General features: G+C 67.9%; 19 protein-coding genes. 8 read left to right on the forward strand and 11 right to left on the reverse strand.

The window, feature by feature from the left end:
• Positions 1-42: 42 nt before the first annotated feature.
• The gene (locus E0H92_RS02280) at positions 43-477 is read right to left on the reverse strand and encodes a nuclear transport factor 2 family protein (RefSeq protein WP_131467080.1); all 435 of its coding nucleotides are present in this window, start codon (positions 475-477) and stop codon (positions 43-45) included.
• A 96-nt stretch (positions 478-573) separates the two neighbouring features.
• On the opposite strand from E0H92_RS02280, the gene E0H92_RS02285 reads away from it, so the two are divergent.
• Positions 574-1,047: a MarR family winged helix-turn-helix transcriptional regulator gene (locus E0H92_RS02285; protein ID WP_131495226.1), complete on the forward strand. Its 474-nt coding sequence runs from the start codon at positions 574-576 to the stop codon at positions 1,045-1,047.
• 91 nt (positions 1,048-1,138) lie between these two features.
• Here E0H92_RS02285 and E0H92_RS02290 read toward each other — a convergent pair whose 3' ends face one another.
• The 9 genes from E0H92_RS02290 to E0H92_RS02330 all read right to left on the reverse strand — a co-directional run bounded on the left by E0H92_RS02290 (position 1,139) and on the right by E0H92_RS02330 (position 8,625).
• A complete protein-coding gene (locus tag E0H92_RS02290) occupies positions 1,139-2,326 on the reverse strand; it encodes a M20 metallopeptidase family protein (RefSeq protein ID WP_131495227.1) in 1,188 nt (395 codons plus the stop codon).
• Between the two features lie 95 nt (positions 2,327-2,421).
• Positions 2,422-2,958, reverse strand: coding sequence for a dihydrofolate reductase family protein (locus E0H92_RS02295; RefSeq protein ID WP_131495228.1), 537 nt, complete (start codon positions 2,956-2,958; stop codon positions 2,422-2,424).
• A gap of 79 nt (positions 2,959-3,037) precedes the next feature.
• Positions 3,038-3,724, reverse strand: a complete 687-nt coding sequence (locus tag E0H92_RS02300) for a helix-turn-helix domain-containing protein (RefSeq protein ID WP_131495229.1) — start codon at positions 3,722-3,724, stop codon at positions 3,038-3,040.
• 47 nt (positions 3,725-3,771) lie between these two features.
• Complete coding sequence (locus E0H92_RS02305; protein WP_131495230.1) at positions 3,772-4,773, reverse strand: hypothetical protein; 1,002 nt, start codon at positions 4,771-4,773, stop codon at positions 3,772-3,774.
• Positions 4,770-4,958 carry a hypothetical protein gene (locus E0H92_RS02310; RefSeq protein WP_131467086.1) on the reverse strand — a complete coding sequence of 63 codons (189 nt, stop codon included), beginning with the start codon at positions 4,956-4,958 and terminating at the stop codon, positions 4,770-4,772. Before E0H92_RS02310 ends, E0H92_RS02305 begins: the two co-directional genes overlap by 4 nt.
• A gap of 568 nt (positions 4,959-5,526) precedes the next feature.
• Entirely contained in the window at positions 5,527-6,357 is an 831-nt protein-coding gene (locus E0H92_RS02315; RefSeq protein ID WP_131495231.1) for a DUF72 domain-containing protein, read from the reverse strand.
• Positions 6,354-6,896: a GNAT family N-acetyltransferase gene (locus tag E0H92_RS02320; protein ID WP_131495232.1), complete on the reverse strand. Its 543-nt coding sequence runs from the start codon at positions 6,894-6,896 to the stop codon at positions 6,354-6,356. Before E0H92_RS02320 ends, E0H92_RS02315 begins: the two co-directional genes overlap by 4 nt.
• 68 nt (positions 6,897-6,964) lie before the next feature.
• Positions 6,965-8,044 carry an inositol-3-phosphate synthase gene (locus tag E0H92_RS02325; RefSeq protein WP_131467089.1) on the reverse strand — a complete coding sequence of 360 codons (1,080 nt, stop codon included), beginning with the start codon at positions 8,042-8,044 and terminating at the stop codon, positions 6,965-6,967.
• Positions 8,041-8,625, reverse strand: a complete 585-nt coding sequence (locus E0H92_RS02330) for a PadR family transcriptional regulator (protein ID WP_131284360.1) — start codon at positions 8,623-8,625, stop codon at positions 8,041-8,043. The genes E0H92_RS02325 and E0H92_RS02330 overlap by 4 nt, the downstream gene beginning before the upstream one ends.
• Positions 8,626-8,840: 215 nt before the next feature.
• Between E0H92_RS02330 and E0H92_RS02335 the strand changes: the two genes are divergently transcribed.
• The 4 genes from E0H92_RS02335 to E0H92_RS02350 all read left to right on the forward strand — a co-directional run bounded on the left by E0H92_RS02335 (position 8,841) and on the right by E0H92_RS02350 (position 14,328).
• Entirely contained in the window at positions 8,841-10,322 is a 1,482-nt protein-coding gene (locus tag E0H92_RS02335; RefSeq protein WP_131495233.1) for a short-chain fatty acid transporter, read from the forward strand.
• A 126-nt stretch (positions 10,323-10,448) separates the two neighbouring features.
• Complete coding sequence (locus E0H92_RS02340) at positions 10,449-12,680, forward strand: transglycosylase domain-containing protein (protein WP_131495234.1); 2,232 nt, start codon at positions 10,449-10,451, stop codon at positions 12,678-12,680.
• Between the two features lie 176 nt (positions 12,681-12,856).
• A complete protein-coding gene (locus E0H92_RS02345) occupies positions 12,857-13,966 on the forward strand; it encodes a mannosyltransferase family protein (RefSeq protein WP_131467092.1) in 1,110 nt (369 codons plus the stop codon).
• Between the two features lie 47 nt (positions 13,967-14,013).
• Positions 14,014-14,328 carry a hypothetical protein gene (locus E0H92_RS02350; protein WP_131467093.1) on the forward strand — a complete coding sequence of 105 codons (315 nt, stop codon included), beginning with the start codon at positions 14,014-14,016 and terminating at the stop codon, positions 14,326-14,328.
• 324 nt (positions 14,329-14,652) lie between these two features.
• Here the strand turns inward: E0H92_RS02350 and E0H92_RS02355 are convergent, their stop codons facing one another.
• The gene (locus E0H92_RS02355) at positions 14,653-18,591 is read right to left on the reverse strand and encodes a GH92 family glycosyl hydrolase (RefSeq protein ID WP_238173280.1); all 3,939 of its coding nucleotides are present in this window, start codon (positions 18,589-18,591) and stop codon (positions 14,653-14,655) included.
• 328 nt (positions 18,592-18,919) lie between these two features.
• Here E0H92_RS02355 and E0H92_RS44000 point away from each other — a divergent pair, with 328 nt between their 5' ends.
• Genes E0H92_RS44000 through E0H92_RS02370 form a run of 3 tightly spaced genes read left to right on the forward strand, consistent with a single transcriptional unit; the run spans position 18,920 to position 24,079 of the window.
• On the forward strand, positions 18,920-19,555 hold the full coding sequence (locus E0H92_RS44000) for a hypothetical protein (RefSeq protein ID WP_165549669.1): 636 nt from the start codon (positions 18,920-18,922) through the stop codon (positions 19,553-19,555).
• Positions 19,548-21,371: a hypothetical protein gene (locus E0H92_RS02365; RefSeq protein WP_165549670.1), complete on the forward strand. Its 1,824-nt coding sequence runs from the start codon at positions 19,548-19,550 to the stop codon at positions 21,369-21,371. The genes E0H92_RS44000 and E0H92_RS02365 overlap by 8 nt, the downstream gene beginning before the upstream one ends.
• A complete protein-coding gene (locus E0H92_RS02370) occupies positions 21,368-24,079 on the forward strand; it encodes an ATP-binding protein (protein ID WP_131495237.1) in 2,712 nt (903 codons plus the stop codon). Before E0H92_RS02365 ends, E0H92_RS02370 begins: the two co-directional genes overlap by 4 nt.
• Positions 24,080-24,102: the final 23 nt, after the last annotated feature.

Raw genomic sequence — 24,102 nt, forward strand, 5'->3', positions numbered from 1 at the left:
GGCTGGTCGGCCTCTGGCGGACCGACCAGCCACAGGCTCCCTCTAGAGTGCCCGGTCGAGGGACTCGGTCAGCGCGACCGGGACGACCTCGAGCCGGTCGAAGCGCCAGCCCTTCTCGGTCCGGCGCGCGCGGTAGTGATGAATGCCGGCCGCGATCGCCTCCTGCTTGTCGTCGATGACGAACACGGCGAGGTCGTGCGCCCGCACGGTGGCCGTGTCGCCGTCGATCTCGATCACCAGGTTGGACTTGTTGTGCACGGTGCGGGCGAAGTCGTCGTGGCCCTTCCGGACGAGTGCGACCAGCGCCTCCAGGCCGCGGGCAGTGCCGCGCAGCGACGTGACTTCGACGTCCTCGGTGAAGAGGCGGTCGCTCTCGTCGTACCGGTGCTCGTCGATCCACAGGCTGTGGCGGGAGACCAGGTCGGTCAGTTCGCTGCGGTCGGCGAGTTCGCGGATCAGGGTTTCGGTGGCGGTCATGTCGGACTCCTCGAATGGTTAGTCGTACTAACGTTGGTGTTACCAATGAAGATAGATCGTTAGTCCGACTAACGCAAGCGGCGTATGCTGGCGCCCATGGAGGACGAGCTGCGTTTCGACCACGGCGCCGAGACGCCGGAGCGCCTCAAGGCGCAGCTGTCACGGCTGGTCGGGCTGACGGCGGCACAGACGCACCGCGCCGCGGGCGACGCGCTCCGGGCCGTCGGCGCCCACAAGGACCACTTCGTGGTGCTCGCCGCGCTCGCCGAGTTCGGCCCGGCGAGCCAGTCCGCCCTCGCCGGCCGCGCCCGCGTCTACAAGAGCGACCTCGTCGCGGTCCTGAACGAGCTCGCTGACGGCGGCTGGATCCGCCGTACGCCGGACCCCGCCGACAAGCGCCGCAACGTCATCACGATCACGGACGACGGCGTACGGCGGCTCGCCGAACTGGATCAGGTGCTCGCCGGGGTGAACGCCCACATCACGGCACCGCTGACCCGCGAGGAGCGCGACCAGTTGTTCGCGCTGCTCAACCGGGTCAACACCCACCTCGCGGGCCCACCCACCTGACCAGGCCCCAGCGTCAGGCTCCGGTCTCGGGCGGTGGTGTCGGGCGGTGGTGTCGGGCGGTGGTGCCCGGCCCGTCTGTCAGGCTCCTGTGTCAGGTTGTGGTCAGGTGCTTGGTGGCCAGCTGGGCGAGGGCGGCGGCCTGGTCGGCGAGGACCGCGTCGTCGAAACGGACGAGGCTCGAATGGTTCGACGGGGCCTCCTCCTCCGAGACGTCGTCCGGCCGGGCGCCGACCATCACGAACGTGCCCGGCACCTCCCGCAGCACCATCGAGAAGTCCTCGGCCCCCATCAGCGGGTTGTCCAGCTGCTGCACCCGCTCCGCGCCGAACAGGCCGGTGAGGAGCTCCGCGGTCTCCGCCGTACGCCCGGCGTCGTTCACCGTCACCGGATACTGAGGGTCGAGCCGCGCGTCGACCGTGCATCCGTGCGCGGCCGCGATCCGTTCCGCCAGCGCCGGCAGCTCGCGCTTCAGTTGCTCCAGCATCGCGTCCGACAGCGTCCGCACCGTCGCACCGAGCCGGGCCGTGTTCGGGATGACGTTGATCGCGACGCCCGCCTCCAGTTGCGTCACTGTGACGACCACCGGGTCGAACACGTTCACCCGCCGCGTCGCGTACGTCTGCAGCGCGAGCACCAGCTCCGCCACCACCGGCACCGGGTCGATCGTCCGATCCGGCGACGACCCGTGGCCGCCCTTGCCGTGCACCGTGATGTGCAACTGGTTCGAACTGGCCATGATCGTGCCCGGACGCAGCTGGAACGTCCCCTTCGCCGCCTGCGACCAGACATGCAACGCGTACGCCGCGATCGGCTTGTCACCCGTGGCGTTCAGCAAACCTTCCCGGAGCATGTACCCGGCACCGCCGAGGCCTTCCTCGCCGGGCTGGAACATGAAGATCACGTTCCCGTTCAGCTCGTCGCGATGCGCACTCAGCAACCGCGCCGCTCCGACCAGGCCCGTGGTGTGCAGGTCGTGGCCGCAGGCGTGCATGTTCCCGTTGTCGGACGCGTAGGCGAGCCCGGTCTCCTCGACCACCGGCAACGCATCCATGTCTCCGCGCAGCAGCACCGTCGGCCCGGGCCGACCGCCGCGCAGGACGCCGACCACGGACGTCAGCTCCTTGCCCGTGCTGATCTCCAGCGGCAACCCGGCCAGCGCGTCGAGCACCAGAGCCTGAGTCTTCGGCAGCTCGAGGCCGACCTCGGGAACCTGGTGCAGTTCCCGCCGCAACTCGACCAGCCCAGGCGCGATCGCGGCAGCTTCCTCGACGAGACTCATCAACTCACTCCTTCGAACGCCCCATTGGCCGACCTCGACCCGAGACGTCAGCCTGTCACAGCACCTCCAATCGGTTGTAGCTCAGGCTCTTTCCGTTAGTTGTTCGGGGTGTAGGTCAGGATGACGACGCCGTTGCCGACATCCGTCACCTCGGCGAGTGCGAGTCGGGTCGGCGAGAGTCCGGGGAGGAGGCGTTCTCCGGAGCCGGCGACGAGGGGATGGACCCACAGCCGGAGTTCGTCGAGCAGGCCTGCCTCAACCAGGGCGCGGCTGAAGGACCCTGTGCCGTACTTCAGCAGCGTCCCCTCGCGGGACTTCTTGAGTTCGGCGACCGCCTCGACGCCGTCGCCCGGCAGGACCTCGGTGTTCCAGGTCGCCTCGGTCAGCGTGCGCGACGCCACGTACTTCGGCAGCGGGTTGATCAGGTCTGCGAGTTCGCCGGACCGCTCGGGCCAGGACGTGGCGAACACGTCGTAGGTCTGCCGGCCGAGCAGCAACGCATCTGCTGCCTGCAGCAACCCCGCGGCGTGCTCGTTGTGAGCGTCGCCCTGGAAACCTTGCTGAGCGCCCCAGAACGCATCGCCGGTCACCATGCCGTCCAGTGAGATGTACGTCGATTCGATGAGTCTCATGGCGACGGAAGGTACCTGCCCGGCTGATGGCCCGTCTTGTACCGAAGCGCAACGAACCCACGCCCACCGGCAGCCGCACTCACAACCCCAGGATCACGCTGCCTCGCGCCACCTCCGCAGGAGTGTGTCCGATGAACCGCCGAAGCGATCGGGTCAGGTGCGGCTGGTCGTAGTAGCCCGCGCCGACCGCCACTTCGGCGATCGTTCGGCCCGCGTGCAGCATCCGGACGGCTTGCCTGGCGCGTTCGATGAGTCCCAGCGTGCGCAGCGGCAGGCCGACCGCACGCACGAACCGGCTCTGTGCCGTTCGCGCCGGCATTGTCCGGAGACCGCCGTACCACAGCTCTTCGATCATGGGGTCGACCCGCAGCAGTCCCTCCTTCCGGAGCCGATCGATGAACACGTCGATGTTCTGCGGTGTCGGCATCTCCCAGGCGCGACCGTCCAGCAGGATGCGACCGTCCGGCAGCGTCGGCAGGACCGAGTCACGCAGGTTCGTCAACCGCGCCGGCGGGAACATCGGCAGATACGCGCCGACCCGGAAGTCGGCGCCGAAGTACTCCGAGTCCGCCGAACACACCATGGTGGTTGCCTTCGTCGCCGGACCGCGGAGGTGCACGGCCCAGGTTCCTCCGATGCGCGCGAATCCGATCCCGGCGGTCACCGAGGCCAGCGAACTGAAGGCCGTCGGACTGTCGCACTCCGCCGACCAGATCTGCGTCAGCGGCCCCATCGGCCCACTGACGATGTGACTCTCCAGCCCCATGAACGCCAGTGAAACAGAATCCGCCGCCACACGTCACCACCGGCGGGCTATCCACAGCTCTCCAGCGATCGCGCGGCCGCTGGCGCCCTGCGGGTGTGAGCGGGGTGGAGGGCGGTTGAGGGTTGGGTGGGTCTTGGAGGAGCTACACCTGAGAGGGCTGCTTCGTGAGGGGACGGTATGCGGCGGGTGGGAGGCGGAAGGACGCAGGGGTCGGGCTCGCTGACGGCGCAGGTGGCTTCGGCGGTGTGGGTCTCGTGGTGGAGGTGATCGAGGATCTGGGTGGCGATTGCCTGTGAGTGCCTGGTGGCGAGGCCGGGTGGGTCGAGTTCGTAGGTATCCAGGTGGGCGAGGCCGGAGCGGAGGATCGACTCCAGGCGGGATCGGGTGTCGGTGCCGGGTGGTTCGAGGTCGGGGAGCCGGGTGGAGTTGTAGACCAGGTCGACCAGGAGCGGGAACTGGCCGGCAGCGGTTTGGCGGTTGAGGACGGACAAGGTCTCGCCGGGTGGGAGGCCGTTGCGGATGTCCAGGTCGGTGGTGATCTCGCGGATCGCGGGGACGAACGCGGCGTAGTAACCGCCGGACCGGACGGAATCGATGCCTGGGGCAACCTTGTCGATGCCGAGTCGGTGGATGAAGTCGTCGAGGTGGTCCTGGGCCCAGGCCTCGGTGACACCTTCCTCGAGTTGGCGGCTGCCGAGTTTCGTGAACGCTTCGCGGGCCGCGTCCTGGGTAGCGTCGGCCGGCCCGAGGAAGTGCGCGTGCTCGTGGAGCAGGGTGGCCAAGGACTCGCGATAGGCGATGAGTGTGCGGGTGGGACGTTTGGCGCCCGCGTGTTCGTACAGGTGGCGGAGTGGGTCGACGATCGATTCGCGATCGAGGTAGAGCGTGCCGTCCCAGTGGGCGAGGCCGAGCATCGCGCTGGAGGACTCGATGATGTGACCGTTCCAGGCGGAGCGGTCCGCGCCGGCGAGTGCGCGAGCTGTCTCCCCGCTGGTCGCGAACAGTTCGAGGACCGAGGTCGGATGCGGCGCCACCGCGGTTGTCGTCACGAGCGGTAGGCGGTCGCGAGCCGGACGAGGGAGTCGGCGGTGCGGCGAATGCGCACCTTGTCGTCCGGGTCCTCGGCCTGCGCCGCGAGCCGGCCAAGTTCGGTGATCAGCCAGTCGGCGCGGGCCTGCCGCTCAGCGCGAGTCTGCGCCGCGGCATTGGTCGGCGTACCTGTCGAATGCTCCATGAGATGTCCTCCCGAGTCGTGAAGTCGGCGGAGAACATACGGAGATCAGACCCCGAATCTGCAGGCCACTTTGAAACTGTGGACAACTCCAACGGCGACCCGCAACCAAACGGACCACCGTGGCAAAGGTTGGCGGTTAACCCCTCGTGTTGGGGGTTCTCTGCTGGTAGATGCGGGGAGAACCCTGCACGCGAGGGGATAACCGGCTCTTGTGCTGTATGTGTGGGTTGGCTGGGTTGAGCGGTGAGTCACCGTGCGGTCTGGGTGGCCTGGGCGATTTGTCGTCTGGCAGGCCAGGATCGCTGCTCGGGATCGGCACAGTACCCAAGTGCGGGGAAACAAAGTGGCACGGAGTGACCATTTCTGTCCCCACCACAACAGCTCACCGCACACCTGCACCCCGCCGGCGCCTGCAGCGAGCTGGCTTCAGGCACGGGGCCTGGAGGTGGGGAATCCTGCTGGTCGTCGCAGGTGGGTAGCAGTCCCCAGCCCGCCACAACCTGTCTCCTTCCCCACAACTCACCGACACATCAGAAGAGCCGGACAACCCGTCTTGTGCTCGGGGTGGTTAGAAGAGGGTTGGTGGGTCGGGTTCGATTGGGTCGGGGAGGGGTGTGAGGGTGGGGACGGCCGCGGCGACGGTTGTGTGGAAGTGGCGGGCCAGATTGAGGGCCTCGGTGTTGTCGGGGGTGTGCAGGAAGATCGTCGGGGAGCGGCCTTCGGAGAGCCAGGTGACGACCAGGTCGACGAGGTACGCCCAGCCGTCGACGGTCTCGGCCACGGAGTCGCGGCCGATGTAGCGGACGATCGGGTGGCCGGTCAGGGCGCGGGTTCGGCGGGTGACCCGCGGCTTCTTCATCCAGGCGTCGCGCTCGGCCAGGCTGGTCGGGCGGCGGGCGAAGAGCGTGCCGGTGTCGAACGGGATCCACTCCGCGTTCGCCCGCGCGAGAACGCGTTCGAGGTTCGTCGCGGCGCGGGGATCGTCGAAGAAGTCACGGTGCCGGACTTCCACGGCGTACCGGTGCTCGCGGGGCGCCTGGTGGAGGAACGCGGCCAGCGCACCGAGGTCGGTCGGTGCGAACGCGGCCGGGAGCTGGATCCAGACCGCGTGGTTGCGCGGGCCGAGCGGTTCGATTGCGGCGAGGAAGGCGCGGAGTTCGGCGTCGACGTTGTTGAGCCGGCGTTCATGCGTGATGACCTGCGGCAACTTCACGACGAACCGGAAGTCGGCCGGCGTCTGCGCGGCCCAGTTCTCAACCGAGGAACGAGACGGCGTCGCGTAGAACGTCGTGTTGCTCTCCACCGCGTTGCACCATGAGGCGTACGAACGCAACTTGTCCCGCGAAGGCTGCGGCCACGCGGCATGAGTCCACTGCGCGCAACCGACGTACAGGTTCACAACGCCCTGACGTACTGCCGGCAGACGTGCACCCGCCCGAAACGCGCACGCATCGAATCCTCAAGCGAAATCGGTGCATGCATGAACGCATTCACCGGCTTACCCAGACCCTCAGGTGTCTCGAAACCGTCGGCATCGTCCTGCCACGACTTGTAGACATGGAGATAGCGAAAGTTCTCCACGAACCCGGACCGCTGGTACCACTCGTTCGCGGACACGTCCCCACGCGTCCAGGCGTCGAGTACGTCGACCTGCAGGAGGGGCACGACTGTCTCGAGTAACTGTGAGGCGATGCCCTCGCGCTGGTGGTCGGGGTGTACGGCGAGGACGTCGATCGTGGCGCGGTCGGGGAAGATCTCGATGTCCATCAGGCCGATGACGGTGTCGTTGTCGACTGCGACCAGCCGGTGGGCCGGGTTGTCGAAGGTCGGGCGCTTCACCACGACGTCGTCGTAGTACTCGGTTGCGAAGAAGCTCAGGAGGCGGCAGTGCAGCCAGCTGGGCGCGTCTTCGTCGCGGTACTCACGGATCTCGGTCATCCGTCGTCATGATGGCACGCCGCCCCGACACCCGGGATGGGTGTCGGGGCGGCTCCGCTACCTAAGGGTCAGCGCTCGACCTCGCCGCGGATGAACTTCTCCACCAGGTCGCGGCAGACGTCGTCGGCGTACTGCTCCGGCGGGGACTTCATGAAGTACGACGACGCGGACAGGATCGGGCCGCCGATCCCGCGGTCCTTGGCGATCTTCACCGCGCGGATCGCGTCGATGATGATGCCGGCCGAGTTCGGCGAGTCCCAGACCTCGAGCTTGTACTCCAGCGACAGAGGTACGTCGCCGAAGTTGCGGCCCTCGAGCCGGATGAACGCCCACTTGCGGTCGTCCAGCCAGGCCACGTAGTCCGACGGGCCGATGTGCACGTTGCGGGGCTCGATCTCGTCGCGCAGCTGCGACGTGACGGACTGGGTCTTGCTGATCTTCTTGGACTCCAGGCGCTCGCGCTCGAGCATGTTCTTGAAGTCCATGTTGCCGCCGACGTTCAACTGGTACGTGCGGTCCACGGTGACGCCGCGGTCCTCGAACAGCTTCGTCAGCACGCGGTGCGTGATGGTCGCACCGATCTGCGACTTGATGTCGTCGCCGACGATCGGCACCCCGGCCGCGGTGAACTTGTCGGCCCACTCCTTGGTGCCGGCGATGAACACCGGAAGGGCGTTCACGAACGCGACACCCGCGTCGATCGCGCACTGCGCGTAGAACTTGGCCGCCTGCTCCGACCCCACCGGCAGGTAGCAGACCAGGACGTCGACCTGCGCCTCACGCAGGGCCGCCACCACGTCGACCGGCGAAGCGTCCGACTCGGTGATGGTCTCGCGGTAGTACTTGCCGAGGCCGTCGAGGGTGTGACCGCGCTGGACGGTGACGCCGGTCGACGGCACGTCGCAGATCTTGATCGTGTTGTTCTCGCTGGCGCCGATCGCGTCGGCGAGGTCCAGGCCGACCTTCTTGCCGTCGACGTCGAACGCGGCCACGAACTCCACGTCCCGGACGTGGTAGTCGCCGAACTGGACGTGCATCAGACCCGGGACGCGCTCCTCGGGCTTCGCGTCACGGTAGTAGTGCACGCCCTGGACGAGCGAGCTTGCGCAGTTGCCGACGCCGACGATCGCTACGCGAATCGAGGTCATCTGGAATCTCCTTGGGTAGGCGGGTGGTGCTGGTCAGGGGGCCGCTGTTGCCGCCGCTCGCCGTCGATCAGCTCGTTCAGCCAGCGGACCTCGCGCTCGGCCGACTCCAGGCCGTGCCGTTGCAGCTCGAGGGTGTAGGCGTCGACCCGCTCCGCCGTCCGGCTCATCGCCGCCCGGAAGTTGGCCAGCCGCTCCTCCATCCGGGCCCTGCGGCCCTCGAGGATGCGCAACCGGGTGGCCGGATCGGTCCGGCCGAAGAACGAGAAGCGGACGCCGAACGTGTCGTCCTCCCACGCCGACGGGCCGGCTTCGTGCATCGCGTGCGCGAAGTAGTCCTTGCCGTCGGCGGTGATCGTGTACACGATCTTGGGCCTGCGACCCGACTCCGGCGTCCCGGGGTCGGCTGTGATCAGCCCGTTGCGGAGCATCGCCTTCAGACACGGGTACAGCGAACCGAACGACAGCACGCGTCCCCAGCCGAACTGGGCGTTGACGCGCTTGCGGAGCTCGTAACCGTGCATCGGCGCTTCGTGCAGCAGACCGAGTACGGCGAGCTCCAGGACCCCACTGCGGTTTCCCATGAGCCACCTCCCTCGGTCTAGTTTGTCATGACGTGATGTATCGGTTCGATACATCGTGCCGCCACTGTAAGCAGAGCCGGCGGCTGTGGACAACTCTTGACAAACACGACCTTTGTCACCTTCGCCGAGCGGCACGCCCAGGAAACCTGTTACGTCAGACGCCGATCTGCGTTAATCGAATGACACTCAGCGTCGTAGCCCGGGAGCGGACGGTAATGACCGACAGTCATGGGAAGCACGCCAAGTCCGACGTGGAGGCCGAGGGCGCGCTCGCCCGGCTGGCGCTGCGGTTCACCGCGTTCACCGAGAAGTGGCTGCCGGACGCGTTCGGGTTCGTCCTGGTCGGCACGTTCGTGGTGCTGCTGTTCGGGCTCGTCACCGGTGAGCCGCTGCTGAAGCGCCCCGACGACCCGGCCGCGACCAAGGGCTTCGGCCTGATCGATGCCTGGGGCATCGGGTTCTGGTCGCTGATCACGTTCACCCTGCAGATGGCGATGATCATCATCGGCGGGTACGCCGTCGCCACCAGCGGACCGATCGCGCGGTTGATCACCCGGCTGGCCCGGATCCCGAATAGTCCGCGAACGGCGGTCGCGTTCGTCGCCGCGGTCGCGATGCTGGCGTCGTACCTGAACTGGGCCTTCAGCCTGATCTTCGCGGCGATCCTGGCGCGGGAGGTGGCGCGCAACGTGCCGAAGGCGGACTACCGCGCTCTCGGTGCGATGGCGTTCCTCGGGCTCGGAACTGTGTGGGCGCAGGGTTTGTCCGGTTCGGCGGCGCTGCAGGTGGCGAGCGCGAGCAGCAGCCCCGCGCCGGTGCAGGAGGTGATCAAGGCCGGCGGTCACGCCAGCGGACTGATCCCGCTCAGCGACACGATCTTCACCTGGCAGGCGCTCGTGGCGACGCTGATCGTGTACGTCGTCGGTGTCGCGATGGCGTGGTTCATCGCGCCCGGCGAGAACAACGCGCGGACCGCGGAGCAGATTGGGATCGAACTCAAACCACTCGTCGGGCGCGGATCCGCGTACAACGGCCAACGCCAGGAAACGCGGAGGCCCGGTGACTGGCTGGAGCACTCACCACTGTTCAGTCTGCTGATCGTGCTGCTCGGCGCGATCTACCTGGTCCGCTACTTCAGTGGGAAGAGCTTCTTCAACGCGCTCGACCTCAACACGGTCAACCTGATCCTGTTCCTGCTCGCGATGCTCCTGCACTGGCGCCCGTGGCGGATGGCTCGTGCGGTGCGCGACGGCGCGCCCGCCGCGGCCGGCGTACTGCTCCAGTTCCCCTTGTACGGCGGGATTTTCGGGATGATCGCCTACACCGGGATCTCCGCGCGCCTCGCCGGGTGGCTGGTGCAGGCGAGCAACCAGTTCCTGTTCCCGCCGCTGGTCGCGATCTACTCGTGCATCCTCGGCATCTTCGTCCCGAGCGGCGGCAGCAAGTGGGTGATCGAGGCGCCGTACGTGCTGCAGGCCGCGAACGAGCTGAAGGTCGACGCGGGCTGGATGGTCGTCGTGTACGACCTCGGCGAGGCGAGTGCGAACCTGCTGCAGCCGTTCTGGATGCTGCCGACGCTCGCCATCCTCGGGCTCAAGGCGCGCGACATCATGGGCTACACGTTCACGATGTTCCTGGCGTGTTTCCCGGCCGCGCTGATCGCCGTGACATTGCTCGCACCGCACGTCACGGGGTAACCGCTTGCAGCGACTTTGGGCCCGGCAGCAGGTGCTTGCTAGCATCCGGAGCGGATTCGGGCCTGTTACCACACCCACCGTAGTCTGTGGGGCAATGACTTCAGCGAGATCGTCGAGGATTGCACAGTGAGTGAAGCTCGTAGGAAGGCCGCCCCGCCGCCCCGGCGCAAGAAGCACTGGGCGCTCCGGGTACTCGGCTGGCTCGCCGCACTCTTCTTCCTCGGCGTCATCGGCGCGGTCGCGGCGTTCTTCATCGTCTACCAGACCACGAAGATCCCGGACCCGAACAAGGAGTTCGCCACCAACACCACGACGGTGACGTTCGCCGACCAGCGCAACCCGCTGGGGTCGTTCTACGAGCAGAACCGGCACACGGTGCCGCTGTCGCAGATCCCGAAACACGTTCAGGACTCGGTGATCGCGGCGGAGGACCGGACGTTCTGGACCAACCCGGGGATCTCTCCGAGCGGCATGGTCCGGGCGGCGGTGAACATCGCTCGTGGTGAGCAGTTGCAGGGTGGTTCGACGATCACGCAGCAGTACGTGAAGATCATGTACCTGACCCAGGAGCGGACGGTCTCCCGCAAGCTCAAGGAACTGTTCATCGCCACCAAGCTCGGCCGGCAGCAGGACAAGAGCAAGACGCTCGAGGGCTACCTGAACACGATCTACTTCGGCCAGGGTGCGTACGGTATCTCTGCTGCGGGGGCCGCCTACTTCAAGCAGCCCGACCCGAACAAGCTGACGATTCAGCAAACTGCCCTGCTCGCGACGGTGCTGAACAACCCGTCGCTGTTCGACGTCACCGACCCGGATCCGCGGACGAAGAAGCGGATCATCGATCGGTACCACTACGTCCTCGACGGTATGCAGCAGATGGGCACGATCACCGAGGCCCAGGAGAAGCAATACGGCAACTCGCTGCCGAGTCTCAAGGACCTGAGGAAGAAGAGCAGCCGGTACGCCGGCCCGAACGGCTTCCTGCTCGACATGGCCCGCAAGGAGCTGGCACAGCGCGGCTTCGACGAGGACGAGATCACCGGCGGCGGCCTGAAGGTGACGACCACCTTCAACTACACGCAGCAGGGCAAGATGCTCGCCGCCGCCAAGGAACAGCCGAAGAAGAACGCCGGTCTGCACGTCGGGATGGCTGCCGTGCAACCGGGCACCGGTCAGTTGCTGGCGATGTACGGCGGGCCGGACTTCCTGAAGAGTCAGTTGAACTGGGCAACGACGAAGGCGCGACCGGGCTCGTCGTTCAAGCCGTTCGCACTGGCCGCGGCGCTGAAGGAGGGCAAGTCGCTCTGGGACACCTACCAAGGCGACAGCCCGATCGTGATCCAGGGCCAGAAGTTCGGCAACGAGCTGAACACCGACTACGGCGACGTCACGCTGATGAAGGCGACCGAGCAGTCGATCAACACCGCCTTCTACGAGCTGGTCGACAAGACCATGGAGGACGGCCCGAGCAAGGTGGTGGACGCCGCCGAGGCGGCCGGCATCCCGGCGTCGAAGACGCTGGAGAAGGACCGTCAGGCGCCGGCGACGGTGCTCGGCCCGGACGCGTACGCGTCGCCGGTCGACATGGCGAACGCCTACGCGACGTTCGCTGCCGAGGGCAAGTACACGCCGCTGCACGTGATCAAGGAAGTCCGCGGTCCCGACGGCAAGGTGCTGTGGTCGGACGCGAGTGTCATGAAGCAGCAGAAGCAGGCCTTCACGCCGGAGATCGCGAACCTGGTCAACTTCGCCCTGCAGAACGTGGTCCAGAAGGGCACCGGCGAGGGAGCAAAGGATCTGGACCGCCCGGTCGCGGGCAAGACCGGTACCGCCGGTGGTGTCGCGGTCGAGGACCGCAAGGAGAACGCGGCCTGCGACGGCTGTAAGGACGGCTCGGCGACGCTGACCTCGTGGTGGACGGGCTACACGCCGCAGGAGTCCACCTCTGTGCTGTACCGGGCCGGCGCGACCGGTGAGTCGGACCTCGACCCGTACAGCGACGACCCGGCCTTCTTCGGTGGCAACTGGCCGCTGAAGACCTGGCTGGCGTTCATGAAGGCCGCCCTCGACGGCGTGCCCGAAGCCGAGTTCGCCGATCCGGACAAGGACCAGATCAAGGACACGTCGACGCCGACGTACACCCCGCCGCCGAGTACGCCGCCTCCGAGCACTCCGCCGCCCAGTACTCCGCCCCCGAGTACGCCGCCGCCGAGCACTCCGCCGCCGTCGAAGCCGACGAACACGCCGACCAAGACCAAGCCGACGCAAACGACGACGACCCCGGTCATCCCGTCGCTGCCAACCGGCGGTACCACCAAACCGAAACCCACCGACACGCCGAGAACACCCGGCGGCTAGTGGCGTCCGCGCACTGGCTCCGGTCAGTGCATCCTGGATGAGGGACGATGGGGCTGTGACTCGGGTGGACTGTGGTGTGCGGCGGTGGGGGCGTGTTTGAGCGCTCGGCTGCTGGTGAGCCCAGGCCGGGGAAGGCTCGGCGGGCCCGGGTCGACGGGGTTGGCTGGCAGCGATGGATGCCGACGCCGCTGGGTCGGGAGGTGCTCGGGTGGTGGCTGGTCACCCGGGTGGCGCTGTTCGTGCTGTCGGTCTCCGCGCCGCTCATGTTCAACCGGGGCAGCGACTACCCGAACGTGTGGAAGGCCTGGCTGCAGTGGGACGTCTGGCACCTGAAGGCGGTCGCTGAGTTCGGCTACAACAACGGTGAGCCGTCCGGTGCGCCGCTGGCCGCGTTCTTCCCGGGGTTCCCGTTGCTGGTCCGGCTGGTCAGCTACACGGGGATCGGCTACGTTGCCGCCGGCATCGTGGTGTCGGCGGTCGCCAGCGCCGTGGCGGGCGTGTACCTCGCGCGCCTGGCGCAGTACGAGTTCCCGGAGCTGAAGGGCATCGGCCCGAACGCCGCCATGATCTGGTACGGCGCTCCGGTCGGGGTCTTCCTCGCGGCCGGGTACACCGAGGCGCTGTTCTGCGCCTTCGCGTTCCCCGCCTGGCTGGCCGCGCGGCAGGGGCGGTGGGCGCGCGCCGCCGTCTTCGTCGCGTTGGCGTCCACGGTGCGGGTGTCCGGGCTCTTCCTGATCTTCGCGTTGCTCGTCGAGTTCGTCACCTCGAAGAAGCGGGACTGGTTGTCGCTGCCGTGGCTGGCGCTGCCCGTCGTACCGGTGCTCGGCTTCATGGCGTACCTGAAGCAGATCCACGGCTCCTGGTTCGCCTGGCAGGACGCGCAGGAGAAGGGCTGGGCGCGGGAGTTCACCTGGCCGTGGATCTCGCTGATGCACACTTTTGAGGCCGCGAGCAAGGGCCACTTCCCGGCCGACCGCAGTGACTGGACCTGGATGTTCCGGGCCGAGCTGGTCACGTTGTTCATCGGGCTGGTCCTGCTCGCCTGGCTGTTCTGGCGCCGGTCCTGGGGTGAGGCCGCCTGGGTCGCCGCCACGATCGGTGCGTTCTGTACGTCGTTCTGGATCTACTCACTCACCCGGGCCACCCTGCTGATGTGGCCGCTGTGGATCGGTCTCGCGGTCCTGGCCAGACGCAGACCGTGGATCGGCCGGCTCTACCTGGCCGTGGCGATCCCGCTGGCGGCGATCTGGGCGGCCGGCTTCTTCACCGGCCGCTGGTCCGGCTGAGTAGTTCTGCTCAGGCGCTGGCCCTGTCGCGTACTTACCGTGGTCCCATGGAAGCCCGGACGGTCGGCAGGGTCGCTCTGCAGGCGCTCGTCGTCGGCGCGATCGCTGGCGCCGCGTACGCGCTGATGCGTCAGTTCGGTGCGCCGCTGTGCCCGCCGACCGGGGTGAGTTGCGCCGTGGAGAGCGGTGGCGCGTTGTTCGCCGTACAGCTCGGTGGTGTGGCTACGGCGCTGGCGCTGCCCGTACTGGCGCTCCGGGCCGGTCTCGGGTGGGTGTTCGCGGTCGCCGCGACGGCCGGCGTGCTCGCCGTGAACCTGGTCTGGTTCCTGTCCTTGTCCGGCATGTGGACAGTTTTCGGGTGAGGCAACCCTCGACGCGGTTCGAGCGTCGATAGGGGTGAAGGGGTGGCAGTCCGGGCGGGGACCGCCACCCCTCATTAAGAGGTCGTCTGAGAACTCTGCGCCTACTGCGGGGCACTCGGCACGGCACCTCGCCGCACGGGTGCAAAGGCCACGATGCTCCGCATCGAGACCTTCGCCCCCGCACGCCGAGCTACCGCACCGAGCACCTCCTCGCGACGACGCAGAGTTCTCAGACGACCTCTAAGTTCCGGCGGAACCTCTCAGGGGCAGGCTCCGCCGACCACACCGAGGGCGACGGCACCAGCCGCCGCCCTCTGGTCATGGTCAGCCGTAGTTGCGGTCGATCGACTGGGACGGGGTCGGGCTCGGCTTGGTCTCGGCGACGCGCTTGTCGCTCGGGTGTGTACCGGTCTCGACGCCCTTCAGGGTGCCCAGCAGCTCGATCTCCGACAGCGTGACACCGTCAGCGGGCGGAGTGAACACCAGGCGGTACTGCGTGTACGCCTTGGGCGAGGCGATGCTGAAGGACCTCGTGTACGACGTCCACGGCCACTTCTCGCCGGTACGCCGGTCCACCGTGCTCCACGTCGTACCGTCGTTCGAGCCCTCGAGCGTCCACGCGGACGGCGCCGTACCGGTGGCACCACTCGTCAGCGTGTACATGCCGACCGGACGACCCTGAGGCAGGGCCACCGTGACGGTCGGCTGGGCACCAGTGAGGGTGACCTGGGTCTTCGTGTCGTTGTCGATCAGGGCGGACACGTCCGCACCACCTGCACCGATCACGGCCCCGGTGTCGGACGTCGAGTCGCGCCACGTCATCGGGTCCTCGCCGGGCTTGGTGATCGACGGCGGAGCGTCGTTCCGGCCGGTGCCCCACGTGCTCGGCTGGTCGGTCATCTCGAACTCGATCTTGCCGCCGTTGGCGATCAGATCGTGCGGCAACGCTGTCGAGGTCCAGTTCTTGCCGTTGACCTTCACGCTCTTCACATAGATGTTGCGAGAGGAGTTCTGGGGTGCGCTGATCACGAGCTTCTTGCCGCCGGCCAGCCGGACGGTCGCCTTGGTGAACAGCGGCGAGCCGATCGCGTACGACGGTGAACCGACCTGCAGCGGGTAGAAGCCGAGCGAGCTGAACAGGTACCACGCGGACATCTCGCCGTTGTCCTCGTCACCTGGGTACCCCTGCCCGATCTCCGAGCCGGTGTACAACCGCGACAACGCCTCACGGACGAGAGCCTGCGTCTTCCACGGCTGGCCCGCCACGTCGTACATGTAGGTGATGTGGTGCGACGGCTGGTTGCTGTGGCCGTACTGACCCATCCGGACGTCACGCGCCTCGAGCATCTCGTGGATCGTCCCGCCGTACCCACCGGTGTGCAACGCGTCTTCCGGCGTACTGAAGAACTCGTCGAGCTTCTTCGCCAGACCGTCCCGTCCGCCGTAGATCGCGGCCAGACCGGCCCCGTCCTGCGGAGTGGAGAACGCCATGTTCCACGCGTTCGTCTCGGTGTAGTCGTGGCCCCAGTCGCGCGGGTCGAAGGTGCTCGGGGAGTTGCCCCAGACGCCGTCCGGGCCCTTGCCCTGGAAGAAGCCGACCGTCGGGTCGTAGAGGGTGACGTAGTTGCGGGCCCGGTTCAGGAAGTACTTGTAGTTGTCCAGGTACTCCTGCTTGCGCGGGTCGTTCTTCTTCGCCTTGTCGTACAGCGCCTTCGACATGTTCGCGATGCCGTAGTCGTTGATGTAGCCGTCCATCGACCAGCTGAAGCCCTCACCGGTGGTGTTGGCGGTGTAGCCGTTGAACGTGGACAGGTCCATGCCCTTGCGGCCGACGTTCTGCGACGGCGGTACGACGGACGCGTTCTTGACCGCCGCGTCGTACATCGCCTGGACGTCGATGCCCTTGATGCCCTTGAGGTAGGCGTCCGCGAAGGCCACGTCGGACGACGTACCGACCATCAGGTTCGCGTAGCCGGGGGAGGACCAGCGGGAGATCCAGCCGCCGTCCTTGTACTGCTGGACGAATCCGTTGACCAGGTCCGCCGCCTCGTCCTGCGCGAACAGCGAGTACGCCGGCCAGACCGTGCGGTACGTGTCCCAGAACCCGTTGTTCACATAGGTCTGACCGGCCACGATCTTCGAACCGGTCGTGGTCGGGGTGTCGGTGCCCACCTTCGGCGAGGTCGGCGACGCGTACTTGATCACCGGGTCCTTGACGGTCCCGGTGTTCTCGGAGCCGTTGTTCGGGTAGAGGAACAGCCGGTAGAGGTTCGAGTACAGCGTGGTCAGCTGGTCGGCCGTCGCGCCCTCGACCTCGATAGTGCGCAGTTTGGCGTCCCAGGCGGCCTGCGCGGCGTCCTTGACCTTGCCGAACTTCGATCCCGCGGGAAGCTCCATCTCCAGGTTCTTGCGCGCCTGCTCGGTGCCGATCAGCGAGGTGGCGAGCCGCAACTGCACCTGCGTGGTCTTCGCGTCGAACGTGTAGTAGCCGCCGACGTTCGCTCCGCCGCCGTCGGGCAGCTTGCCCGAGGCAAGTACCTTCTGGTCCACGACGCCGTACACGAAGAGCCGGCCGGCGCCTGTGGACAGTCCGCTCTTGACGTCGGAGTACCCCGTGACCACGCCGGTCTCCGGGTCGAGCGTCAGCCCGCCGTTGTTGTTGACGTTGTCGAAGATCAGCGACGCCTGGCCGGCCGGGAAGCTGAACCGCAGCAGCGCGGCGTGGTCGGTCGGCGCGATCTCGGCGGCGTTGCCGTTGTCGAACGTGACGCCGTAGTAGTACGGACGGGCGATCTCGTTGTCGTGACTGAAGGACCAGGCGCGAGCCTTCCGGTCCGCGGTCGGCGTGGCGGCCGTCGAGGGCATCACCTGGAAGGTCTGCCGGTCACCCATCCACGGGCTGGGCTCGTGGCTGATCGACAGCGCCTGCATGGTCGGCTTGTTCGCCTCGTTGTTGCCCTTGGCGTAGTCGTACAGCCAGGACGTCGACCCGGCGTTCGTCACCGGGGTCCAGAAGTTGAAGCCGTGCGGTACGGCGGTCGCCGGGAAGTTGTTGCCCCGCGAGAAACCGCCGGTCGCGTTCGTGCCGCGGGTGGTCAGCGCGAGATCCGACGGGTGCTTGGCCGCGGTCTTCTGCGCCGCGCGGTCCGGGTTGATCGCGGCGGCGATCCGGACGTCGTCGATCCAGCCGCGGAAGTCGGCCGGCCCGGACGGCTTGTCGTACCCGACCAGGATCCGCGTGATGGTCTTGCCGGCGGCAACCTTGCCGAGGTCGGCCTCGACGTTGTTCCACTGGTTCGTGTAGAGCGCCTTGGAGTCGCCCTGGCCGCGTGGGCTGAGCTCGAAGCCGTGGTGGTCCTTGGCCTTCAGGTCGCTCAGGTAGGTGCCGTCGGAGAACGCCAGGTCGAGCGCGGCGTACGTGCTCGGGTAGCTGAGATCGCCCTCGACGTGCTCCGGGAAGATCTTGTACGAGAGGCGGGTGTCCTTACCCACCTTCAGGTCGACGTCGGACACCTTGTTCCACGTGTAGCCGCGGCCCTCGGCGTCCTGGTGCCCGGCGTACCGGAAGGACTTGACGCCGGTGAAGCCGACGCGGGCGCGGGCGTTGTACGCGCTGGTCGGGCCGGAGTCGAGACGCGACTCGGCGACCGGACCGGGTGGCGGGAGCGGGGCACCGTTCGACAGGTACCAGTCGGCGAGCTGGACGATGTTCTCGCCGTGGTTCAGCGTGATGTCCAGCTTGAAGTACGTGTACGCCGTGTCGTTGGCGAAGCTGTACTCCTTGGTCTGGAACCGGTTCTCGAAGCTCTGACCCGTCTGGGTGTCCAGCGTGGTCCACGTGGCGCCGTCGTTCGAACCCGAGATGGTCCAGTTCTGCGGGTCGCGACCGTCCGCGTCGTTCGCCGAGGTCAGCGCGTACTTCTTGATCACCACCGGGGCGGAGGTCTGGTAGACCAGCCAGCCGGTCGGCTCGAACACCAGCCACTTGGTGAACATGTCACCGTCGGCGGCGTTCGTGGCGATCTCGCCGCCACCGGTGTTCTCGCCGTTCGCGGTCACCTTGGTGACCTTGTCCATCTCGCTGCCGCCGATCCCGGTCGGCGTCGGCCCGCGCACCCCGTCGGTGCGTGGCTTCCCGTCCGGGCCGGTCTCGACGGTGTCGGTGTAGCCCGGCTGTGGCTGGCCTGGCTCGAACGAGGTGAAGTACGACGTACCGCTGACAACCTCCTGTGGGGAGGCCGGAGCAGCGTGTGCTGGCGTCATGGCAGTAGACATTGTCACAACCAACGTGAGAGACGTGACGAGCCCCAGTGGGCGGCGGAGATCCATCTACGCTCCTTGCACGGCCGGACCGACGCGACCCCCGTCCGCCGGTGTGGGTACGCGGCCCCGATGACAAGGTTGTCAGCCCACGCCCGGCCGGAATCGTCTCCCGCCGATCACGCGCGGTCAAGACCTCGTCGCGTTCGGTCCGCTTCGGGCCGGAGTTTTCCACAAGTGGCAACGCGATCGGGCTGCGACAGGCACAGGCGGTAACTACAGTTACCTTGCGCGGTCCGCTGGGGAGACCGCACGGTCTCGGGAGGACGTAGTGGCTGTCGAACGTGCCGGGCTGGTCCGTCGGCAGCACACCCACCTGCTGTTGCCCCATGCTTCCCTGGACGCCCCGCAGCGAGCCCTGTTCGAGGTGGCGCTGCGCCCGGCCGGCTGGGCGGCGGACCTGGACGACACCTCGACCATGTCCCTGCGCTGGAACCGTGGCGACGCGGCTCTGCGAGTGCAGACGCTCGGCTGGTTCCCGCTGCTGGTGACCGTGGGACCGATGGGGAAGGCGACCGCTGTCCACAGGGACGCCGCCGCGAGGCTGACCTCGGCGGTGCTGGCCGGCGGCGGGAAGAGCTTCACGGACCAGCAACTGGTCGAGTACCTGCCGCAGGCCCAGGCGCGCTGGCAGCGTGCGCTGCTGGAACGTCGACGGTTGTCCACAGCCGAGCGGTTGTTGGCGGCCCGCCGTTGCTCGTACTGCGGCTCGTGGTCCGACCTGTCAGCTACGCACTGTGCCGGGTGTCGCAGGCGGTTCACCACAGCTGATGATGCGGAACGGGACTCGACCGTCAGCCGTGCTTCGGCAACGGTTCAGGAAGCTGAGGCGATCCTGGCGGATCTCGCGCGGGGCGTGGTGTTGGAGCGGTTGAACGGTGCCCCGGCTGGTGTGCAGCATGGCTGAGCCGGCAGTCGCGACGCGTGAGGCCGAGCAGTGGGGCTGGGAGTACCGCGGGCGAGAGGTAGTGGTCGTAGAGCAGCAGGACCCGCCCGTTCCCGCCGTACCGCCGCCGTCGGAGCTCGCGACGCTCGAGACCAAGCGAGCTGCCGCCGTACGGATGCGGCCCGTACTGACCTGGACGATGGTCGCGGCCGTCGTAGCCACCGGTGTGGTCGGTGTCGTGGTCGATCCGTTGGTGGCGCTGGTGCCTGCCGCAGTGGCGATCGGGCTCGGCTGGTTGTGCTGGGGGCGGCCGGAGCTGCTACGGCGGGCGAGCGTCAAGGAGCATCAGCTGTGGTTGGCACACTGCGTCAGCACGATGGCCCGGTTCGAGCGCGACGTACAGGCGTGGCAGCAGGACCTGAGTGATCGCGAGCAGTCCAAGACGCTGCAGGTCAGCTCCGTACGCCCGTGGGTCCCGGTCGGCCCGGTGACAAAGGAGCGCGTCGACCTGTACGGCGGGACTGCCGCGGGCTGGCGCTCCGCGTTGCTCGCGATGGGGAGCTCGCTGATGAGCGCCGGCGGGCGCTTGGTGGTACTCGACCTCACACAGGACGCCGTGATCGAGCCGCTGCGCCAGATGGCTTCCGACCACGGTGCACCGATCCGGTCCGCCGTCGTACCGGACGAGGCGCGCTCGCTGAACCCGCTCACCGGTCTGAGCGCTGACGAGATCGGTGTCGCGGTCGCGGAAGGGCTGCGCGCGGCCGAGCCCGAGCAGACCGAGTCACGTGGTGTCGACGCGACCCTGGTGCAGCAGGTCGTCGAGTGCCTGACAGATGCTCCGGTGACGTTCACTCGGCTTCACCTGGCGTTCCAGGTGCTGCTGCGGCAGCTGCCTTTGGACCAGCGTGGTGCGCTGAGCCGGTCCGAGTACGCACGACTGTCCGATCTGTTGAGTGAGGCTGCCCGGCGTACGGCGGAGGCGCGGCTGTTCCGGCTGGCTGCCGGTGTGCAGCGGTTGTCCGCGGTCACCGGTGAGGCGCCGATGGACGGGTGGGAAGACGACGACGTCTCGCTGCGGGTGTTCGAGCTGTCGCATCGCGAGCCGGAGCTGACCGCGTCGTTGCTCAGGCACCTGCTGTTCCAGATCACGATGGTCCGGATCCAGCGCGGCCAGCTGTCGGGGCGGGGCGAGCGGATCGTCGTGATCGCCGGCGCCGACGCGGTGGCGCGTCCGGAGCTCGAGCGGTTCGACGGCATCTGCCGACGCAACGGCATCCGCCTCGTGCTGCTGTTCGCGCATCTGCGGGACAGCGCGGTGGAGCTGCTCGGCGGCGGGGACGCCGTATTGTTCATGCGCCTCGGGAACGCGAAGGAGGCCGAGCAGGCCGCGACCTTCATCGGGCGGCAGCACCGGCTGGTGGCGAGCCAGTTCACCTATTCCCACGGGACGAACACGTCCACGTCGACCTCGGACAGCACCACGCGCGGCAACAGTTCGTCGACGAGCGATTCGGTCGGCGTGCAGACGTCGGACAGCCGGCAGGCGACGTTCGGGCTGCTGTTCAGCCGACGGCACCGATCCGGGTCCAAGACGTCGGGCGAGCAGTCCTCGTCGTCGACCACAGGCGGTACGTCGTGGTCGGAGTCGGCGTCGACCTCCGCGTCGAGCGGGACCACGGAGAGTACGTCGGTCGGGTATCAGCGCACGTACGAGTACTCCGTCGAGCCGACGGTGCTGCAGGGGCTGTCGCCGACTGCCTTTGTGATGGTGGACCCGTTGGATCCGGCCAGTCCGCGGCTGGGTGACTGCGATCCGCGGTTGGGTGCTTCGTGATCGCGTCCGGTGTTCCGCGGTGGCGCGTCACCTCGGTGCCGTTGGCGGGTGGTCCGGAGGCGGCTGGGCGGCTGACGGCGTTGCGGCGCGGGTTGTTGCCTGCGTTGAGCGTGCAGGCGGCGGCTGGTCGGGCGTTCAGCTGTTGCTGGACTCGTCCGGTGGCCGGCGGGCCGATCGAGGTTCGGGTCGGGATCGAGCCTGTGGACGGCGCGGTTTCGTATCCGGTGGGCGCGCGGGCGGTCGCTGCGGACGCGGTCGACTTCCCTTGCTGGGTGGGTGTGGATGGTGCGCACGACGTACTCACTGCGCTGCCTGAGGCTGAGGTCGAGCCGGCTGGGACGCTGGAGGATCTTGCGGAGGCGTTGCCGGCGTTCGCGTGGTTGGTGCGGGCTTCGCCGCTAGGCGCGCACGAGCGGGGCGAGCTGCTCGACGATCTTCATCTGCGGATGACGATCGGGCTGGACCGCGAGAAGATCTCGGGGCGTGATGCGCTCGAACTGGAGCGCGACCGCGCCCGGTACCGCGACTTCTCCGCCGCTCAGGGCGGGCTGTGGACCGTACAGATCCTCGCCGGCGCCACCGACGAGTCCACGGCTCACCTGGTCGCACAAACCCTGTCCGGCACAGCCGACCTGCACGCCACGCCGTACACCCTCCACAACTCACCTGGCCTCGATCCGACTGGCTTCGCGGCGACCGGAGAGTTGCTGGCGGCTGTTGCGCGGCCGCCGGTGCGGGAGATCGCCGGTGTCCGCGTCGTCGAACAGGTGCGCTTCGACCTGACGCCTGAGACGCCGGCGGACGGGATCCCGCTGGGCGATGTCATCGACGCGTCCGGGCGCGCGGTCGGGACCATGACCGTTTCGCGGGACACGCTGAACCGGCACGCGTTCGTCGCCGGCGCCACTGGTTCGGGCAAGTCGCAAACGATCCGCCACCTGCTCGAGGGCCTGACCGCAGCCGCCGTACCGTGGCTGGTGATCGAGCCGGCAAAGGCGGAGTACGCCGGAATGGCCGGTCGGCTGGGCCCGGATTCGAGCGTCGCGGTCGTGCGGCTAGGCGACCCGGACGCCATCCCACTGAGCCTGAACCCACTCGAACCGGAGGCCGGGTTCCCCCTCCAGACGCACCTCGACCTCGTCCGCGCACTCTTCCTGGCCGCGTTCGAGGCGAACGAACCCTTCCCACAAGTGCTCAGCCAGGCGCTGACCCGCTGCTACACGTCGTACGGCTGGGACCTCGCCCTGAGCACCGGCGGCCCGCAGTACCCGACGCTCGCGGATCTGCAGCTCACCGCACGCCAGGTCGTCGACGACATCGGGTACGGCGCTGAACTCGCCGCCGATGTCCGCGGCTTCGTCGACGTCCGCCTCACGTCCTTGCTGCTCGGGACACCCGGCCGGTTCCTCGGCGGCGGGCACCCGCTCGACGTCGCGGACCTCCTCAGCCGCAACGTCGTACTCGAACTAGAAGACGTCGGCGACGATCAGGACAAGGCGTTCTGCATGGGCGTCGTCCTGATCCGCCTGATCGAACACCTCCGCGTCCGCCGCGGCCCGTCGCCCACCCTGCGACACGTCACCGTCGTCGAAGAGGCCCACCGCTTGCTCAAGGCAAGCACCGACGGCACCGCCGGCCACGCCGTCGAGATGTTCGCCGGCCTGCTCGCCGAGATCCGCGCCTACGGCGAAGGCCTCGTGGTCGCCGAACAGATCCCCGCCAAGGTCATCCCCGACGTCGTCAAGAACTCCGCCCTCAAGATCCTGCACCGCCTCCCCGCCGCCGACGACCGCGAAACCGTCGGCGCCACCATGAACCTCGACACCCCCCAATCCCGAGCCATAGTCACCCTCCCACCCGGCCAAGCCGCCACCTTCACCGACGGCATGGACCGCCCCATCCTCCTAAAATTCCCCCACAACGAATCCCACGAAAAACGCCTGGCCTCACCACCCACCGTTGCCAGCACCGCCTGCCGGAGCGCTGCCTGTGGCCCCGTCTGCCGCGACCTGCCCTGCACGATCCGGGCGATCGGTAACGCGACCGCGCTGCTTGCCGACTCTCCGCACCTGACCTTGTGGGTCGAGCTCCTCACCGTCGCCCACGTCGCAGGCCTTCCCAGGCCGGTGCTGGCCTGCCGGTTGCTCCCGGACAGCACGTCCGATCGCCTCAGGGAATGCGTCGTCGCCGAGGCGGTCACTCGGGCGGTCGCCGCTCGAGCGCACCTGATCCGCGCGGACTATCCGCCGGACGAGTTGGCAGAGCACCTGGCAGGCACCGTCACGCGCGCCCTGGACGGCGGCGCTCCGGCGTGTCCAGTCGCCTCGGAGATCAATTGGCAGGCCGGCCGCTACCGTTTCACCGACGTACCGCAGGCTCTGCACCACTGGGAGGGACGTCGAGACCGGCCGCACCCGATGACGTCCGACTGGCGCGACCGCGGTCTCGACCTGGACGGCGCCACCATCGACGAGCAGTTGCTGAGCTACGCCGTTCGCGCCGGCAGCCGGCTACCCGCCGCCGAAGTCCTCTGGGGCAACGGCCAACTGGCCGCCGCGATCGACCAACTCTCCGGCGCGTCCGACCCCACGTCCCGTCTCATCGCGGCTGCAAGCCCTCTGCACATCCCCGACGCCTGGCACCACTACATCTTCCAGTTGGCCACCACCGCCGACACGCCCTTCCACCCACCCGCGCCAAATGAATGAACTACGCCACGGCCCGTCAGAAC

The sequence above is a fragment of the Kribbella speibonae genome (genome assembly GCF_004331375.1).
Taxonomy (GTDB): Bacteria; Actinomycetota; Actinomycetes; order Propionibacteriales; family Kribbellaceae; genus Kribbella; species Kribbella sindirgiensis.